At 54.9% G+C, this 16,141-nt stretch carries 13 protein-coding genes; 3 read left to right on the plus strand and 10 right to left on the minus strand.

Translation table 11 applies throughout. The features are described from left to right. Positions 1-61: 61 nt before the first annotated feature. Both ACK4S7_RS02780 and ACK4S7_RS02785 read right to left on the minus strand, forming a co-directional pair. Positions 62-970, minus strand: a complete 909-nt coding sequence (locus ACK4S7_RS02780; RefSeq protein WP_409644311.1) for a Brp/Blh family beta-carotene 15,15'-dioxygenase — start codon at positions 968-970, stop codon at positions 62-64. A 39-nt stretch (positions 971-1,009) separates the two neighbouring features. Beyond that, on the minus strand, positions 1,010-1,786 hold the full coding sequence (locus tag ACK4S7_RS02785; protein WP_409644313.1) for a bacteriorhodopsin-like: 777 nt from the start codon (positions 1,784-1,786) through the stop codon (positions 1,010-1,012). Positions 1,787-1,966: 180 nt separating this feature from the next. Here ACK4S7_RS02785 and ACK4S7_RS02790 point away from each other — a divergent pair, with 180 nt between their 5' ends. Both ACK4S7_RS02790 and ACK4S7_RS02795 read left to right on the plus strand, forming a co-directional pair. Continuing rightward, on the plus strand, positions 1,967-2,581 hold the full coding sequence (locus tag ACK4S7_RS02790) for a LuxR C-terminal-related transcriptional regulator (protein ID WP_409644315.1): 615 nt from the start codon (positions 1,967-1,969) through the stop codon (positions 2,579-2,581). Between the two features lie 97 nt (positions 2,582-2,678). Next, positions 2,679-3,737, plus strand: coding sequence for a glycine zipper 2TM domain-containing protein (locus ACK4S7_RS02795; RefSeq protein WP_409644317.1), 1,059 nt, complete (start codon positions 2,679-2,681; stop codon positions 3,735-3,737). Between the two features lie 91 nt (positions 3,738-3,828). On the opposite strand, the gene glnA is transcribed toward ACK4S7_RS02795, so the two are convergent. From glnA to ACK4S7_RS02830, 7 genes are all read right to left on the minus strand, one after another. Continuing rightward, on the minus strand, positions 3,829-5,241 hold the full coding sequence (gene glnA, locus ACK4S7_RS02800) for a type I glutamate--ammonia ligase (protein WP_409644319.1): 1,413 nt from the start codon (positions 5,239-5,241) through the stop codon (positions 3,829-3,831). Positions 5,242-5,287: 46 nt separating this feature from the next. Then, a complete protein-coding gene (locus tag ACK4S7_RS02805) occupies positions 5,288-5,626 on the minus strand; it encodes a P-II family nitrogen regulator (RefSeq protein WP_125231011.1) in 339 nt (112 codons plus the stop codon). A gap of 173 nt (positions 5,627-5,799) precedes the next feature. Then, positions 5,800-7,995 (minus strand): PQQ-dependent dehydrogenase, methanol/ethanol family, encoded by a 2,196-nt coding sequence (locus tag ACK4S7_RS02810; RefSeq protein WP_409644321.1) that lies wholly within the window; start codon positions 7,993-7,995, stop codon positions 5,800-5,802. Between the two features lie 70 nt (positions 7,996-8,065). Next, a complete protein-coding gene (locus ACK4S7_RS02815; RefSeq protein WP_409644323.1) occupies positions 8,066-8,731 on the minus strand; it encodes a DJ-1/PfpI family protein in 666 nt (221 codons plus the stop codon). An 86-nt stretch (positions 8,732-8,817) separates the two neighbouring features. Next, positions 8,818-9,288, minus strand: coding sequence for an RcnB family protein (locus ACK4S7_RS02820; protein WP_409644325.1), 471 nt, complete (start codon positions 9,286-9,288; stop codon positions 8,818-8,820). A gap of 129 nt (positions 9,289-9,417) precedes the next feature. After that, on the minus strand, positions 9,418-10,605 hold the full coding sequence (locus ACK4S7_RS02825) for an acetyl-CoA C-acyltransferase (RefSeq protein WP_409644327.1): 1,188 nt from the start codon (positions 10,603-10,605) through the stop codon (positions 9,418-9,420). Between the two features lie 81 nt (positions 10,606-10,686). Next, the gene (locus ACK4S7_RS02830) at positions 10,687-12,423 is read right to left on the minus strand and encodes a class I adenylate-forming enzyme family protein (protein WP_409644329.1); all 1,737 of its coding nucleotides are present in this window, start codon (positions 12,421-12,423) and stop codon (positions 10,687-10,689) included. Positions 12,424-12,769: 346 nt separating this feature from the next. Here ACK4S7_RS02830 and ACK4S7_RS02835 point away from each other — a divergent pair, with 346 nt between their 5' ends. Continuing rightward, positions 12,770-15,124, plus strand: coding sequence for a hypothetical protein (locus ACK4S7_RS02835; protein ID WP_409644332.1), 2,355 nt, complete (start codon positions 12,770-12,772; stop codon positions 15,122-15,124). A gap of 44 nt (positions 15,125-15,168) precedes the next feature. Here ACK4S7_RS02835 and ACK4S7_RS02840 read toward each other — a convergent pair whose 3' ends face one another. Further along, positions 15,169-15,807, minus strand: a complete 639-nt coding sequence (locus tag ACK4S7_RS02840) for a hypothetical protein (protein ID WP_409644334.1) — start codon at positions 15,805-15,807, stop codon at positions 15,169-15,171. Positions 15,808-16,141 lie beyond the last annotated feature (334 nt).

Below are 16,141 nucleotides of genomic sequence, written 5' to 3' on the forward strand. Positions count from 1 at the left end.
TTTAAGACCAGCCCGATGTGGCGCGATTTGCCAAATGAGGCAAGAGCGTTGACGCGGACAATCAGGCGGACTGCTTGCGTGATAGAATATGTTCAAGGATAAAATGGGGCACGGTCAGCGTGGAGATGAGGATAAATGCCGCGCGAATTACGCCCATGTCAGCCGCAACCTCGCCTTGATATAGAAACATCAACACACCGAGGCCCAAAGACAGCGCGAACACTGCAAAAATTATTGCTGTTTTCTTGAGCGGGGAAAGGGCACCGGTCGCGCGCAAAGCATCTGCCATATGCCGTGGCGAATGCAGGCCGCAAAAGAATAGCGCAAATGCCACCAGCGGCGGCAGAAACAAGGCAGCGACGATACAGGCCAGCACCTCAAGCGCGCTTTGCGTGTCATTATGCCTGATTGCCCAATACGCGAAGACCAAGCTGCCCAACGCCGCCGGCACCGACGCGGCGCCGAGCAGGGCCGCAATGACTTTGCCATTATCACTGCCCGTGAGCGCTGCGAATATCATCGCCACATCGTCAGGGCTGGCAAGCGCAGGCAATGCGACCAGCGCCCATCCGACCATCATAGCCAGAAACGGATCGACCCCACCGCGCCAATCGCGGCTGAAATGCACGATTGAGATGATGAGGAACGTGACAAGCGCAAGCTCGGGGATTTGAAGCCACAAAAACACCATGGCCGCTGCACAGCCAAGATAGCTGCCAATGATATTGGCTTTGCCGATGATGCCGTGTTGTCCGAAATGGGCAGCAGCGATTTCGACGTCCAAGGTACCGTGCGGGATACCTGCGAGCACGATGGCGATAGCGGCCAGCATGTTGGCCTGTACGCTGTCCATACCTCCAAAGAAACGGTCAACAGCGATCAGCAGCAATGATACTGCTGGAAGTGCCCACAGGCGCAACGGTTTCGGGAACGTTGCGCCTGTGAACTTCGGGATCGGTAAGCTAATCATGACGGAGCGTGGGCTGCCGAAGCAGCCCACATCCATTTCTTACCCGACGGCCTTATCGCCGTACTCGGCTTGCGACTTGCGTACTGCGATCATGTAGATCAAGACGCCGACGCCTGCCTTTGCGATCAAGTCAGCAATTGTGTAGCCGACTTCTACACCGACGGTTACGTTCGAACCGCTCAAGTTTGTGTAGGGGATCATGTACACGATTGGGTAGAAACCCCATGATGCGAAGGTGAGCAAACGCGCCTTCTTCACCAGTTCACGTACGTTTTCTGGCTGGTTTTCAATAGATGCGCCCAAGCCGACAAACAATTGCCAGATGATGTATACAAATGGAATTGCGGACAATGTGCCCCACAATACGCGGGTCGGGATGTCGGTTGCGATTTCACCTGGGTAGCCCAGAATGATCATCAATGCAGCCGCACCGCCGAGCTTCAGCGACTTCGACACGGTTTCTTTTTCGGTCAAACGCATCACGAGGATGAGTTCGATCAACAACAATGGCACGGTCAACAACCAATCGACATAACGATAGGCTTGGTTAAACGCGTAACCGCTTGCGGTGACGTTGAAATCGCCGGTGACGCCTTGCTCAATGTTAAATGCGCCTTCCCAGCTCTGGAAAATGCGCAAATAGTGATAGGCGGCGATGGCACAGACCAAGCCAGAAATCGTCAAGGCTGTCTTATATGCGTGACCGACTTGCGAACGGCCAAGCCACAGGAACAGCGTCGTTGCTGCCATTGTGGCAAATGTGAATGAAAATGCGTTGTAGACCAATGAGTATTGGCCAAATGAAAGGTTTTCCATATTTATCCCCTTTGGCGACCCGGCGAATGCGCACGGGTTGGGAGGGGAAATACGCTTTCGGCCTTTTGCAACAACCTACCCTTTATACCATGTTTTGCCGATATTGCGGGCTGGGCGCAGGCTGTAGGATGAGGTGCTCCAAGCGCTTCATGTCTGGTTTGCAATTTGGAGGCAAAGCCATTGGTCGTTATTGACCGAATTACCGAGCGGTTGGACGCTCTGATCGCAAATAGCCCGATAGCGTCGGTGATAAGTGACCCGCGCCAAAAGGACAATCCAATCGTAGCGTGCAACAAGGCGTTTATTGAACTGACTGGTTATGCCGAACACGAAATCATTGGTCGGAACTGCAAATTTCTGGCCGGTCCGGCAACTGAGCCCTGGTTGACGCAAGCGATCCGCAGAGGTGTCGAGCGACACGCGCCGGTGCTCGTTGAAATTCTGAACTACAAACGCGACGGCACACCCTTTCGCAACGCGGTGCTGGTGGCGCCAATGTTTGATGAAGAGGGCGAGCTTGAATTTTTTCTGGGCTCACAGGTTGAGCTGGAACCCACTGCGCCGAAGACTCACGAAAATCGCCGGATTGCAGCGGCGTTTGCGGTAAAGACATTGTCGCGGCGGCAGCGCGAAGTTCTGGCGGAAATGGCGCTTGGCCATTTGAATAAACAAATCGCGTTCAGACTTGGTCTCAGCGAGCAAACAGTCAAGATGCACCGCGCCCTGTTGATGGACCGGCTTGGCGCTGCCACCACTGCAGACGCCATCCGCATTGCGGTAGAAGCGGGACTTTAAGGACTGAGCGTGGCCGTCGGTTGGGCGGCGAAAATGGAACATTAGGACCCGGCATTGATTACGCTTTCACGAAACAATTACGTGAAAAGAGAATCTTATGAAAAGTCCCATATTTCTCGCAGGCGTAGCGCTTGCTATTCTCACCCCTTCTGTGGCCATGGCGCAGGATGACGGTTGCAAACGTGACGGCAACGGTCGCATCATCGGTACTGCCGTTGGTGCAGGCGCAGGTGGTGTCCTGGGCAATGTCATCGCCGGACGTGGCGACAAGACCGAAGGCACAATCATTGGTGCCATCGTTGGCGCCGTGGTTGGCAATCAAGTCAGCAAATCGGATCGTGGAGACTGCCGCAGTGCCTATGGCTTTTACGACGAGCAGGGTCGCTGGCATGCAACCGGTGTAAACGCGTCCGAAGCGCGTGGCTATTATGACCGCAATGGTGGCTGGGTCGATGGCCCGCCGAACGGCTATTATGACAATGGCCGTTGGGTTATTTCTAACGGTGACCGTGATACTGCGGGCTATGTCGACCGGGACGGCCATTGGGTTCCTGCATCATCAGTAGGCTATTATGATCGCAACAACCGCTGGGTAGGCGGCACGGCAACTGGATATTATGATACCAATGGACGTTGGGTCGCTGGGCCCACGCGCGGCCGTTATGATGCCCGTGGACGCTGGATCGCTGGCGATACGGGTTATGCCAATGAAAATAGCCCTAATTGGAATGCGGTCGAGCAGCCTGGCTATTATGACACCAATGGACGCTGGGTCGCTGGCCGAACTTATGGCTATTACGATGCCCGCGGCCGCTGGGTATCGACGCGTAGTAACAATTATCAGTCGAACGATAATCGTGCAGATAACCAATATCGTCCTGGCTCGGGCCAGTATGACCTGAACCAGATGCCGACGGATATTTCGACGCGGATCATTTGGATGCGCGAATATGTGCGTTCGGGCGTGCAGGCACGGCGGATTAACCAGGCAACTGCGGAATATGCACGTCGGGAATTGTCAGCGATTGAAGCGCAAAACCGTCAATTCAACCGTGATGGCCGTTTCACGCAGCGTGAAGAGAATACCATAGACAAGCGTCTCGACCGGTTAACCAAACGCCTCGACAAGAACTGGCGTCAGGCGCGCAGATACTGATCATTTGATCGGCAATTTGAATAATGATCAAAAGTAAGGCCCGGCAGTCCCCCAACTGCCGGGCCTTTAGCTATGATCCGATGCGTTAGGATCAGTAGCTATAGTACATGTCAAACTCGACGGGGCTAGGCGTCATTTCCCAACGGGCGACGTCTTCCATTTTCAGTTCGATATAGCTTTCAATCTGGTCCTTCGAGAACACGTCGCCCTTTAACAGGAAGTCGTGATCTGCGGCCAGTGAATCGAGCGCCTCGCGCAAGGACCCAGCAACGGTTGGAACCTCGGCCAGTTCTGCAGGTGGCAGGTCATAGAGATTCTTGTCCATTGCTTCGCCCGGATGGATCTTGTTCTGGATACCGTCAAGGCCAGCCATGAACAATGCGGCATAGCACAGATACGGGTTGGCCATGGCATCCGGGAAGCGGACCTCAACGCGCTTTGCCTTGGCGCCTGCTCCATATGGGATGCGGCATGAGGCCGAACGGTTGCGCGCAGAATAAGCGAGCAACACAGGCGCTTCATAGCCGGGCACCAGACGCTTGTAGCTGTTGGTCGTCGGGTTGGAGAAGGCGTTGATAGCCTTGGCATGCTTGATAATGCCGCCGATGAAATACAGGCACATTTCCGATAGACCAGCATAGCCATCGCCTGCGAAAAGCGGGGTCTTGCCTTCCCAGATCGACAAATGGGTATGCATACCTGAGCCATTGTCTTCCTTGATTGGCTTAGGCATGAACGTTGCGGTCTTGCCATAAGCATGCGCAACCTGATGCACGACATATTTGTAAATCTGCATACGGTCGGCGGTCTGAGTCAATGTGCCGAAGGTCAGGCCAAGTTCATGCTGGGCTGCAGCAACTTCATGGTGATGTTTGTCGCAGGGCAGGCCCATTTCCAACATCGTTGAAACCATTTCGCCGCGGATATCCATGGCGCTGTCAACGGGCGCAACCGGGAAGTAGCCGCCCTTGGCACGCGGGCGGTGGCCCATGTTGCCGCTTTCATATTTGGTGCCGCTGTTAGTAGGCAGCTCAATATCGTCAATCTTGTAGTAAGACGTGTTGTAGCTGTTTTCAAAACGCACATCATCGAACATGAAGAATTCGGCTTCAGGTCCGACATAGACAGTGTCACCGATGCCAGTCGTTTTCAGATAGGCTTCGGCGCGCTTGGCGGTTGAACGCGGGTCACGGCTGTAGAGTTCGCCAGTCGAAGGTTCAACGATGTCGCAGAAAATGATCATCATCGGCGTGGCCGAAAATGGATCAATATAAACCGCTTCAAGATCGGGCTTCAGAATCATGTCGGATTCATTGATCGCCTTCCAGCCTTCAATCGACGAGCCGTCGAACATCAGGCCATCTTCCAGTTCATCTTCGCCGATGACGCCAGCGCACATAGTCAGATGCTGCCATTTGCCCTTGGGGTCAGTGAAGCGCACATCGACCCACTCGATTTCCTCATCCTTGATGCGTTTGATAATGTCCTTGGCTGACGTACCCATATTGCGTTCCTTCTTCTGCTTGTCTTTTTTGGCTGATTTCGACTTTTTAGACGGCATCGTTATCGCGTTCGCCGGTGCGGATGCGCAAGGCGGTCTCAACGGGGATAACGAAAATCTTGCCGTCGCCAATGCGTCCGGTTTGCGCGGCAGCGGCGATAGCTTCTACAACGCGGTCAGCCAGGCCGTCTTCAACTACAACCTCAAGCTTCACCTTAGGCAGGAAGTCGACAACATACTCGGCGCCGCGATACAGTTCAGTATGGCCCTTTTGCCGTCCAAAACCCTTGGCTTCGGTTACGGTGATGCCGGAAACGCCAACCTCGTGCAGCGCCTCTTTAACTTCGTCCAGCTTGAACGGTTTTATGATCGCTTCGATCTTTTTCATGGCTTTCTCCTGTGTGCCGCGTGAGGCGGAGGCTCCGCGCGCGCGGATGATGTTGTTTACATATCAAGTATCGTGCCAGTTGGTCCGGTACACAAACTCTTGATTTTTACCCACGGTATCAAATGCACCTGCCTAAAAATTAGGCATATGCCAGATTCATGGGCAGCAGTTAGTTACTTTTCCGCCTTCTTGGCACTCGCACTCAACGCTGCGTCATTCGTCTTGGCATAATGCGCGCGGCTGATCACATAGGCCCGCATTTGTTCAGCCTCTTTCGGGGTAAGTACGCTGGCAAAGCTGACCATGCCATTGCCTTTTAGAATACCGTCAATGACCACCGATTTCCATAAATCGGCATCGGCGATAGTATTTGATTTGCGCAGGTCGGGCAGCACGCCATTTCCAACCGCACCCGGGCCGTGGCACACGAGGCAATAGCGCTGGAAATTTGACCCACCCGCGGCGATGTCCGCTGGCGCGCCAAATTGCTTTGGCGGTGCCCAAGTATAAGCGGGCGTTTCAGGCAAAGCGGGTAGGGTGACTTCGCCACCGAGCTTCAGCACAATCAAACGTGGCAGGTTGGGCACGGCTGCACTCGTTGCCCCTGCATAGCCGGCAACGAGCGGAAATGCGCCCCCCTTGCTGGTCAGAAAGGCAACATATTGCTCGCCATCCACCGTGTAGGTTGAAGCCCCAGACAGAACGCCGGACTGTACGTTAAGGTTGAGCAATTGCTTACCGGTGTCAGCAGCATAAGCGCGGAATTCGCCCATGGCCGTTCCCTGGAAGACAAGATTGCCTGCCGTGGTCATGGTCCCGCCATTCCATGATGCAGGGTGGTCGACGGTCCATTTCGCTTTCCCCGTTTTGGGGTCAAACGCCACCAGCTTGCCCGTTGTCGCAGCTTTCACTGCCTTGACGAAATTGGTGTCGTCGGGAAGGTCAGCGGTCGCCATTGCGCCACCCGTGTTAAAACCAAGCCTTTTACGATCCTGCTCGTTTGGCGCGACCGGCGGCAAATAGGCTCCGCCGATATACAAGGCCGGGATATAGACCAGCCCGGTAGCGGGGTTGAAGCTCATCGGATGCCAGTTGTGGGCACCCAATGCAGACGGGTTCGCCATGTACAGCTTGCCCGTCTTTTCATAGCGCGCTTCAGGGTTCTCGATCGGGCGTCCAGTTTTAAGGTCGTAACCCGTTGCCCAAGTGATGCCGTCAATGAACGGATTGGCCGACAACAACTTTCCATTCAGGCGGTCGATGGTGAAGAAGAAGCCGTTTTTGGGTGCATGGTAAAGGACTTTGCGTTCCTTACCGTCCCGCTTTTCCGTTGCCAATATGATGGGCTGAGTGGCTGTGTAGTCCCAGCTTTCCGCTGGCGTCTCCTGATAATGCCATACATATTCGCCGGTATCGGGTTTCAGCGCCACGATTGATGACAGAAACAGATTGTCGCCTTCACCATTCGACCGGATCCCGTGGTTCCACGGATTGCCATTGCCAACACCCAGATAAAGCTGATCAAGCTCGGCATCATACACAATTGCGTCCCAGACCGTGCCGCCGCCGCCGCTTTCACGCCAGTCACCCTTTTTGGGCTTTGCGCTCCACGTGCTGGTCGCGGCAGTTTTCAATATCTCGTCGCTGGCGGCGTTGTCAGGTTCGCCCTTGGGATTGGGTGTCGTGTAGAAACGCCATGCCTGTTCGCCGGTCGCCGCATCATAAGCCGTAACATAGCCCCGCGCGCCAAATTCAGCGCCGCCGAAACCGATAACGACCTTATCCTTCACAACGCGGGGAACGCCGGTAATTGTCCCGTTCGATTCCAGATCGAGTGTCTGTGCGCTCCAATTCTGTTTTCCGGTGCTGGCATCGAGCGAGATTAGACGTCCGTCAATCGTGCCGACAAATACACTGCCCTTCCAGAAAGCGACTCCGCGATTGACGACGTCGCAACACGCTTTCACGCCGCGCGCTTTGTCGACCTCTGGGTCAAAGTTCCACAAGGGCTTGCCGGTTTTGGCGTCATAGGCAAAGACCTTTGACCAAGCGGTCGATACGAACATCTTGCCATCGACCACGACTGGGGTCGCTTCCTGACCGCGCGCATCGGGCAAGTCTGCAAACCACGCAATGCCCAAATCTTGCACATTGCTGTCGTTAATGAGGGTAAGGGGGCTGTGCCGCTGCTCATCATAATTGAAGCCGGTCATCGCCCAATTGGAACCGTCACCACCGGTTTTCAGATACTCGCCGTCAATAGCGGCAAAGGCTGGAATATCGGATTCAACTGCCGCTTTTTTTTGGCAGGACCCCAGCATCAACGTCGCGCTTACAATTGCGGCAGCGACCAAAAGCTTTCTTTTCATGATTTTTCTCTCCCGAACAGAGAGGCTATGCCGATGAAACGCCTGCGTCCAGTGCGAATTAACTGATGGATTAAATTATATTTTGGATAGCAATTTTCATTTCGGAAGCGGCTTTGTCGTATACACGCGCCCGCAAATTACCGACGATTTCATCAGAGGAACGCGCAAGCGAGCCGCCGCCAAAGGGTGGCGCGGGATCATATTCGAGCGCCAATTGAATCGTCCTGGCCATTTCCTCGCCCGCGATTGCAGCAATTAGCTCAAGCGCGAAATCAATGCCTGAGGTCACACCCCCTGCGGTTATCAAATTGCCATCGCGCACAACCCGCGCTGGCTGGTGCGTTGCGCCGAACAGGGGAAGCAACTGCGTGTACGCCCAATGGCAGGTTGCTTGCTTGCCTTGAAGCAGTCCCGCTGCGCCCAAGATGAACGCGCCGGTGCATATGCTGGTTATATACTCCGCGCCCTTCGCCTGCTGGCGGACGAAATCGACAATCGCTGTGTCTGCAATGGCCTCGCGCACACCATGGCCACCGGGGACGCATAATATCTCTGCTTGCGGGCACTCGGCAAAGCTGGAGCGTGGCAAGATGTCAAAGCCGCAGTCTGTCGTGACCGCTTCGCCATCTTTTGTCACCACATGCACTGTTGCGCCGGGCAGGCGGGATAAAAACTGCACTGGCCCGGTAAAATCTAGCTGTGTGACATTGTCGAACAAGACGAAAACGATATCCATGGGCTGACCTTAACGCGCAGCCGTCAAAAATAAAGGGCCGCCGGATTTCTCCGACGGCCCAAAGCGTTCAGGGAGGATTGAACGCTTTAGAGGTAAAAGCCGCGATAGGCTCTAATCACACGGCCAGTGCGGGTGTTTACCAACAGCACATCATTGTAATGACGAACATATGTCTGCAAACGACCCGGGTTGGGCAGGCGGTAATTCTGATAATTGCCGACCCGATAGCGTGGCGCATAGTAATTTGCGCCTATGGTTACGCCATCGTTGAAGCTGCGGTAGCGAAAGGGCGCATCAAAGCGTGTTGCCTGAAATGCACGACGGTTTTTCTGCCGATATTCGCGCCAATCTTCACGATATTCCTGACGGGCGTCACGCACATCACGGCGTTCATTGCGAACATCGCGACGGTCACCATAGCGGCGGGCTTCACGGAGATCCCGTTTCTCTTCGCGAATATCCTGACGATCGCGCTGCAATTCGCGTGTCTGGGCCTGCGCCGCCATTGGAGTTAATGTGCTGGCGATGACCGCTGCGATCAATAATTTGGTCTTCATGGTCTTCTGTCCTTCGTCTCGAGGTAAACGCAACATTTGCGTTGACGTTCCCAAGATGGACTTTCGACCGTGAACGAGAGGAGAATAACCCGTTCAGAAACCGGACATTAGTGTCGCGAATTGTATCAGTTAGACAAGCTCGATCGCCAGCGCGGTCGCTTCGCCCCCGCCGATGCAGAGCGACGCAAGTCCACGCTTCTTGCCATGGCGTTGAAGCGCGGCGACCAAAGTAGTGATGATCCGCGCGCCCGAAGCTCCGATGGGATGGCCGAGTGCAGTCGCCCCGCCATGGACGTTAATCTTATCATGCGGAATGCCCAGATCATGCATCGCGAACATGGCGACGCAGGCAAAAGCCTCGTTCACTTCGAACAGGTCAACATCGCTGATAGCCCAGCCGGCTTTTTCAAGGCATTTGTTGATCGCGCCGACCGGTGCAGTGGTGAACGCCGATGGCTCCTGCGCATGGGCGGCATGAGCGACAATGCGTGCAATTGGTGTTTGCCCATTGGCATCCGCGACCGACTGCCGGGTGAGCACCAGTGCAGCAGCACCATCGGAGATTGACGAGCTGGTTGCTGCGGTAATCGTTCCGTCCTTGGCAAAGGCAGCCTTCAGCGTCGGAATCTTGTCAGGCATGCCCTTGCCGGGCTGCTCGTCGGTGTCAACAATCACATCCCCCTTCCGGGTAGCTACGGTCACGGCAACGATTTCCTGCTTGAACGCACCGTCGGCAATTGCACTTTGCGCGCGGCGCAGCGATTCAATCGCATACGCGTCCTGCGCCTCGCGGGTCAGTTGATATTCGTTAGCAGTGTCCTGCGCAAATGTGCCCATTGCGCGGCCGGCGTCATAGGCGTCTTCAAGGCCATCGAGGAACATATGGTCATACGCCGTGTCATGTCCGATGCGCGCGCCGCCGCGATGCTTTTTCAATATATAAGGCGCGTTCGTCATGCTTTCCATGCCGCCGGCGATGACATAATCTACTGAGCCAGCAGCGAGAGCTTCGCTGCCCATGATAACGGTCTGCATACCGGATCCGCATACCTTGTTGACTGTCGTGGCCTGAACCGATTTGGGCAGACCGGCCTTTATTGCGGCCTGTCGCGCTGGGGCCTGACCCAAGCCAGCCGGCAAGACGCAACCCATATAGATGCGCTCGATCATTGCGCCGTCGACGCCCGAACGCTCAACCGCAGCTTTCACCGCAGTCGCGCCCAGATCGGTCGCGGCGACTTCCGCCAACGCCCCCTGCATCCCGCCCATGGGTGTGCGGGCGTAGGACAGGATTACGACAGGGTCAGCATGGCTCATGGGAGATTCCTTTGATTTCGATTTACTGGCATATAGTGCGGCGCAGCATCAAAAACAAATCTGAATCGGTCGGGCCGTCCGTTAGAATAATGCTTTCAAATCACGCTTGAGGATCTTGCCATTGGCATTGCGCGGCAAGGTATCCTGCGTGAATATGATTTTCACCGGCACCTTGAACTTGGCCAATCGCTCGCTGACGTAACCGCGAAGCTCCTCCTCGCTGACACTCATGCCCGGCGCCAGATGCACGACGGCAGCGGGTTCTTCACCCAATGTCGGGTGCGGAATGCCCACCAAAGCAGCGTCAGTAACCGCCGGATGCTCGTACAGGATGTTTTCAACCTCGGACGAATAGATATTCTCGCCACCGCGAATGATCATGTCCTTGGCGCGGTCAACGATGAAGCAAAAGCCTTCTTCATCTAGGCGCGCCAAATCTCCGGTACGCACCCATCCATCGACGAAAGTCTCTGCCGTGGCGTCGGGGCGGTTCCAGTAGCCCTTGACGATTTGCGGACCACGTGCCCACAATTCGCCGACCTCGCCGACCGGCAGTTCAGTCTTTCCATCCTCCGACATGATTTTGAGGTCGGAGACAGCCACGGGCGGACCACAGCTGTCGGGACGGTTGAGATAATCTTCGGCGACGTGCGATGTGACCGTTGCCATCGTTTCCGTCATGCCCCAGCCATTGCCCGGGAATGCACCGAATATTTCGTAAATCTTGCTCACAAGTTCGGGCGCAGAAGGCGCTCCGCCATAGCTGATGGCGTCGATCGAGCTCAGATCATATTTGTCGCGGTCGGGATGTTCTATCAATTGCCAGGCGATGAATGGCACGCCGCCGGTGGCATTGATTTTTTCGCGCTCGATAATCTCGAATGCTTTCACCGTATCCCATTTGTGCATGAACACGATCTTGTGCCCTGCCTGAATTGTGGGAATCATCGATGCCGAGCAGGCGGTGACATGAAACATCGGAATGACAACCAAGCCGGCCCTGATGCTAGGTTCGGGCAAAGGTTCACCGCGGCGCAGCATAGTTGCCGCCCCCGAATATGCGCTGGAAAGCCCGTTAGTGAGCAGATTACGATGGGAACCAAGCGCGCCTTTCGGTTTTCCGGTAGTGCCGCTGGTGTAAAATATCGTCGCGGCATCATCTGGCGTAATCGACACTTCGGGCAAGGACATATCTGGCAGGTCAGCAAAGTTTTTCGGGCTGCCAATGATATTTTCGAGCGCGATTGCTGGCGCTGCCATTGCTGCTTCACCGGCGCGCGTGACAAGCACATGCTGGAGCGCAGGCATATCTGACCTGAACGGTGCCATGCGATCCCAACGCTCGGTATCGCAAATCAGAACGGTTGCGCCGGAATCGGCCATACCAAAAGCGAGTTCTTCGCCCGTCCACCATGCATTCAACGGCACGACAATAGCGCCAGTTACGGCGGCTGCAAAAAAGGCAACGGGCCATTCGGGCAGATTGCGCATGGCAAGCGCCACGCGGTCACCTTTTTTCACGCCTCGCGCCTGAAGCGCATGCGCCAGCGTGGCCACTGCGCGATACCAGCCCGCATAAGTCACGCGTTCATCTTCATACACAACAAATTCACGTTCGCCGAATGCCGCCTTTGCATGTTCGGCAAGGACGGCGAGATTGGGTAGTGCGTTTTTCCAAACCCGCGTTGGCACGCCTTCAATCTCTACCGTGTCCATTTCGAATGGCATAGCTGGTGCGCACAATGCGGCCTTCACCTGGTCGCGTGTCATCACCGGCCAACCCGCAGGTGGCGTCCACTTCTTACCGGCCTCGATCATGTTCTCTCCAATGTCTGGTCACGCTTTGCGCGTGTTCGCATCACCGATACGCCAAAATGGTTTCAATGTGCAACGCTTCACGCAAGCAATTCATCAACTGATTAAACGGCGAGAGAAAATAATCGCAAAATGCACGCGGTTCAAAAAATAGCGTGCAGCAATCATCGCGCACACTTTTTTTTTAGACGCGCCGCCCGTTTAAATTCCTCGACAACCCTATGGATGAACCAACGACAAGTATCATAACAAATTGATTTATTGATGTTTTATCCAGAGCGGGTACAGCCTTACGTTGACGATTCGCAGATCGTCTGGATCTTGGATAGCGGGGAGTTTGCCAGTGACCATGGGAAGCAAATCGACGCCAGTTGTGCCTGGCGAGAAGAATGTCGTGCCAAACCCGACGAAAGGTCGAGGCACGGCGGGTACTAGGTTGCCAATGCAAAAATTAGGTCGGGATGGCGATCAACTAATCCTCAGCCCTGTCGATGCCATCTATCAGAAATTCGTGAGCATCTTTGGTAATACCAACGAGTCTCAGGTGTTCTCGCTTATCTGGCCTGGCACAATATTGGACCCCCACTCCTATGATGGACTCGACGACAATGGTGTAGACGGAATTCTCGCGAGCATTGCCCAATCCCTGTTATTCGACCAGCATTATCCGGTCGGTACGATCACGCAACCTGACGGAACGCGTGTATCGGATCGTTATGCGCAGGCCATTCAACGCTATGGCATTGTTCCAAACGCGAGCCTGCTGTCGCTGCAATCGATCCTCCGTGACCGTCTGAGTCAAGTTACGCAAATGTCGATTGACGGCAAGTTGGTCAGCATGACGTTACTTGATCAATTTAACTATCTGAATGGAATATGGACTTCTCGCCGACAGCAATGGGACGATCAGCAGACAACGAAAATCCAGCAGCTGAAGGCAAGCGGTGATGCCAATTGGTTCGCTGAATATGTCGAATGGTATGGGATCAACGCCCAACCCTATATCGACTCGATCAATGCGGCATATGACAGGTTGATTGCCGAGTTTCCGCTCAATGCATTTCAGGACGCGCTGTCGATATTGGGCACTCAAGAAGCTGCAGCCCTCCTGCGCGCACGCAACGACCTGGCGAATGCAACGATTCCCGTACCGTCGTCGATCGGGAATGACTATGTGGTTACGCAAGCCATTCCAGCGGATTGGGGAAGTATTTTGACTTCGTCCATGACCTTCGTCGATCTGCTTGCATCTCCGCAGGCGCAACAGGCAGCGCTCGACACGGCAATCACCGTGCTTCAGCAGCAGATTTACGGGTGGCAGGCAATTCTTGCCCAAATTCCTGCTGGACAGGCAGCTGACATTGCCGCCGCCCTTGCTGCTTTCGAGGATGCCGGAAACACCTACTCCGCAGCAGTCGATAGCACTCTGAGCACCTACACAAACAATGCCGTGACTGCTGTTCAAATCTATATGAACAATAAACAGGACGAAACCACCCTCGGGCAAATCAACCAAGCCAAGCAAGACATGGACATCGCAGCGGGCAACGAACCCGCTGACCTGAATCAGGAGCAGGTTGATGCGATCATCGGTGACATTGGCAAAGGCCAAAGCGACCTGATCACATCCAATTCCAGCATGGTTTCCGCCGGATACAATCTGGCCAGTAAGGCGACTGCCTATCTGAACAGCAAGAACGGCGCGGGACTTAAAAGCATGATTCAGCCGGTTGTGGACCAGCTAACCTCGCAGCTGGCGCTGGTCGTCCAGAAAGCGGCCGACCTCGCATCGTCAGCCGCGCGCGCGCAACAGTTGGCGGCTGGCGCCAACCCTGCCTTCAAGGACGGCCCGGTGCTCGATCCCGTTATGCCAAGCAATGCCGCTTCCGCGATTAATCAGCGGTGGAGCGAGATTACACTCAGCGTAAACGCCAGCTCCATGGCGACCTCATCGACGGCAACGACCTCTTATGAGCAGATGAACTGGAGCGTCGACCTGTTCTTCGGCAGTGCCGGTGGAGAGAGCAGCGAAGCTTCTTCCTCTTTCGCGTCTAACTATATGAAGCAGGACTCCACGATCCAGATCGGTATGCTCGCGACGAAGGTTGTCATCCAGAGGCCATGGATGCACCCGGAGCTTTTCAACATGTCGTCGAACTATTTTCGCGTTAGCCAGGATCCGCTGACAACTCCGACGCCGCCGGAAGGCGGATGGACCCGCGATCTCATTGTTCCGCAGGAGCTGGGCGGAAGTGCGCCGGGGACCTCGGGTGGCATGGCTGCCCGGGCCCTCAACCAAGGCCCCTTTCCGGCGTACCCGGTTGCACTGTTGCTCGTAAAGGACGTCACTATCAAGTTCAGCTACGACAGTGCGAAGACCAATGCATTCGAGCAGCAGTCATCATCCAACAGCACGCAGGGCGGCGGTTTCTTCTGCTTCAGCGTTTCCGAACAGCAATCCTCCAGTTCGGATACCAAATCGTCCGGCAGCTACTCTCAAGCCGGGACGTACGCTTTCAAAATCGCTGCGCCTCAGGTTATCGGTGCCTGGCTTCAAATCACCCCGCCGGACAACTCGGTGCCGCTTGATGAGACCCTTGCAAGCGAAATTGCGGACTCACTCGGCTTCGTCACGAAACTGCAGGCTGTCGCGCAAGCAGGTCGCGCAACGTTCAAACAGCCTAGCCAGCGCCACGCAAATTAGGCGCGCCGCCTTTTTTAGCGGGATCAGCGAAAGATTTGCATTAGTTAGACGGGCAGATTTTGATCCCTGATGTAATGCAGCGTCTCCTCGCCGCGGACCCGCTCGATCAGGATGTAATGTTCCGGCCTAATGGCGCTTGGCAGCGCGTCGAAGCTCTTGGCTTCCGCTTGCGAGAGGTCGCGATAGCTCCATTCGCCATCTTTCTTGCAAAGCAGGGCAAAGGGTTCGCTGCTTGGCAGGCGTATTTGAAATGTTAGGGCGAGCTCGCCCTGCATGTATCCGGAGAGACGCAACATGTTGCTGTTCGTATGACTGAACAGTACACCATTCCGGCTCGTGCTATTGTGCCAGTGACATAGGGGCATAAGATAGCAGACGCCACCAGTGGCCACGACGCCATTCTGGTTTGGCGTCATATGTCCGCCAACCGAAAAGTCCGGGTGCGACCCTCCGGGATTCGCGTTTGTGACATAGCATTGACCATTGATGCCATAGTTGATGAGCAATTGCTTCCAGGCCACGCCATTGTTGTTTGGCACATGTTTGGGGTCGTCGGTGCTGCCCGAAACATTATACAGTCCACCGGTGTAGTTGACCCGCGTCGCGCCAGTCGACTCTATGCCCCTTGTACCGACAGACCGGACGAACTCCATCATGGCAATTGATTCAGGGTCGTTTAACATAATAATCCCCTTCATTGATCAAGCGGATTGCCCCAAGGCCAGTAGGTCCGACTCAGTTATTGTTCATAAAAATATGATATTTCAAATGTTTATGGATTCATAGCAAAAAGCATATTGATACATGCATGGGGAAAAGTGTGTGGCGATGGCTCTGCGACCCGGTTAGTCATAGACGTTAGGATTGGCGGGTTTGCGATATCTTCTGCGAATTGTCCGGCCTCGTCGTCTTTACTCCAACAGTTCGCCACGTCTTGGGAGTTGATGACCTCGAAATGCCAAAATGGTTTCAATGTGCAACGCTTCGCGCTAGCAATTCATCAACTGATTAAATGGA

Source organism: Sphingorhabdus sp. (assembly GCF_046292425.1).
Taxonomy (GTDB): Bacteria; Pseudomonadota; Alphaproteobacteria; order Sphingomonadales; family Sphingomonadaceae; genus Sphingorhabdus_B.

What these genes read in the sequence shown, in the direction of transcription:
- ACK4S7_RS02780 (WP_409644311.1), bottom strand. Translation starts at nt 970, where the DNA reads ATGATTAGCTTACCGATCCCGAAGTTCACAGGCGCAACGTTCCCGAAA.
- ACK4S7_RS02785 (WP_409644313.1), bottom strand. Translation starts at nt 1,786, where the DNA reads ATGGAAAACCTTTCATTTGGCCAATACTCATTGGTCTACAACGCATTT.
- ACK4S7_RS02795 (WP_409644317.1), top strand. Translation starts at nt 2,679, where the DNA reads ATGAAAAGTCCCATATTTCTCGCAGGCGTAGCGCTTGCTATTCTCACC.
- glnA (WP_409644319.1), bottom strand. Translation starts at nt 5,241, where the DNA reads ATGGGTACGTCAGCCAAGGACATTATCAAACGCATCAAGGATGAGGAA.
- ACK4S7_RS02805 (WP_125231011.1), bottom strand. Translation starts at nt 5,626, where the DNA reads ATGAAAAAGATCGAAGCGATCATAAAACCGTTCAAGCTGGACGAAGTT.
- ACK4S7_RS02810 (WP_409644321.1), bottom strand. Translation starts at nt 7,995, where the DNA reads ATGAAAAGAAAGCTTTTGGTCGCTGCCGCAATTGTAAGCGCGACGTTG.
- ACK4S7_RS02815 (WP_409644323.1), bottom strand. Translation starts at nt 8,731, where the DNA reads ATGGATATCGTTTTCGTCTTGTTCGACAATGTCACACAGCTAGATTTT.
- ACK4S7_RS02820 (WP_409644325.1), bottom strand. Translation starts at nt 9,288, where the DNA reads ATGAAGACCAAATTATTGATCGCAGCGGTCATCGCCAGCACATTAACT.
- ACK4S7_RS02825 (WP_409644327.1), bottom strand. Translation starts at nt 10,605, where the DNA reads ATGAGCCATGCTGACCCTGTCGTAATCCTGTCCTACGCCCGCACACCC.
- ACK4S7_RS02830 (WP_409644329.1), bottom strand. Translation starts at nt 12,423, where the DNA reads ATGATCGAGGCCGGTAAGAAGTGGACGCCACCTGCGGGTTGGCCGGTG.
- ACK4S7_RS02835 (WP_409644332.1), top strand. Translation starts at nt 12,770, where the DNA reads ATGGGAAGCAAATCGACGCCAGTTGTGCCTGGCGAGAAGAATGTCGTG.
- ACK4S7_RS02840 (WP_409644334.1), bottom strand. Translation starts at nt 15,807, where the DNA reads ATGTTAAACGACCCTGAATCAATTGCCATGATGGAGTTCGTCCGGTCT.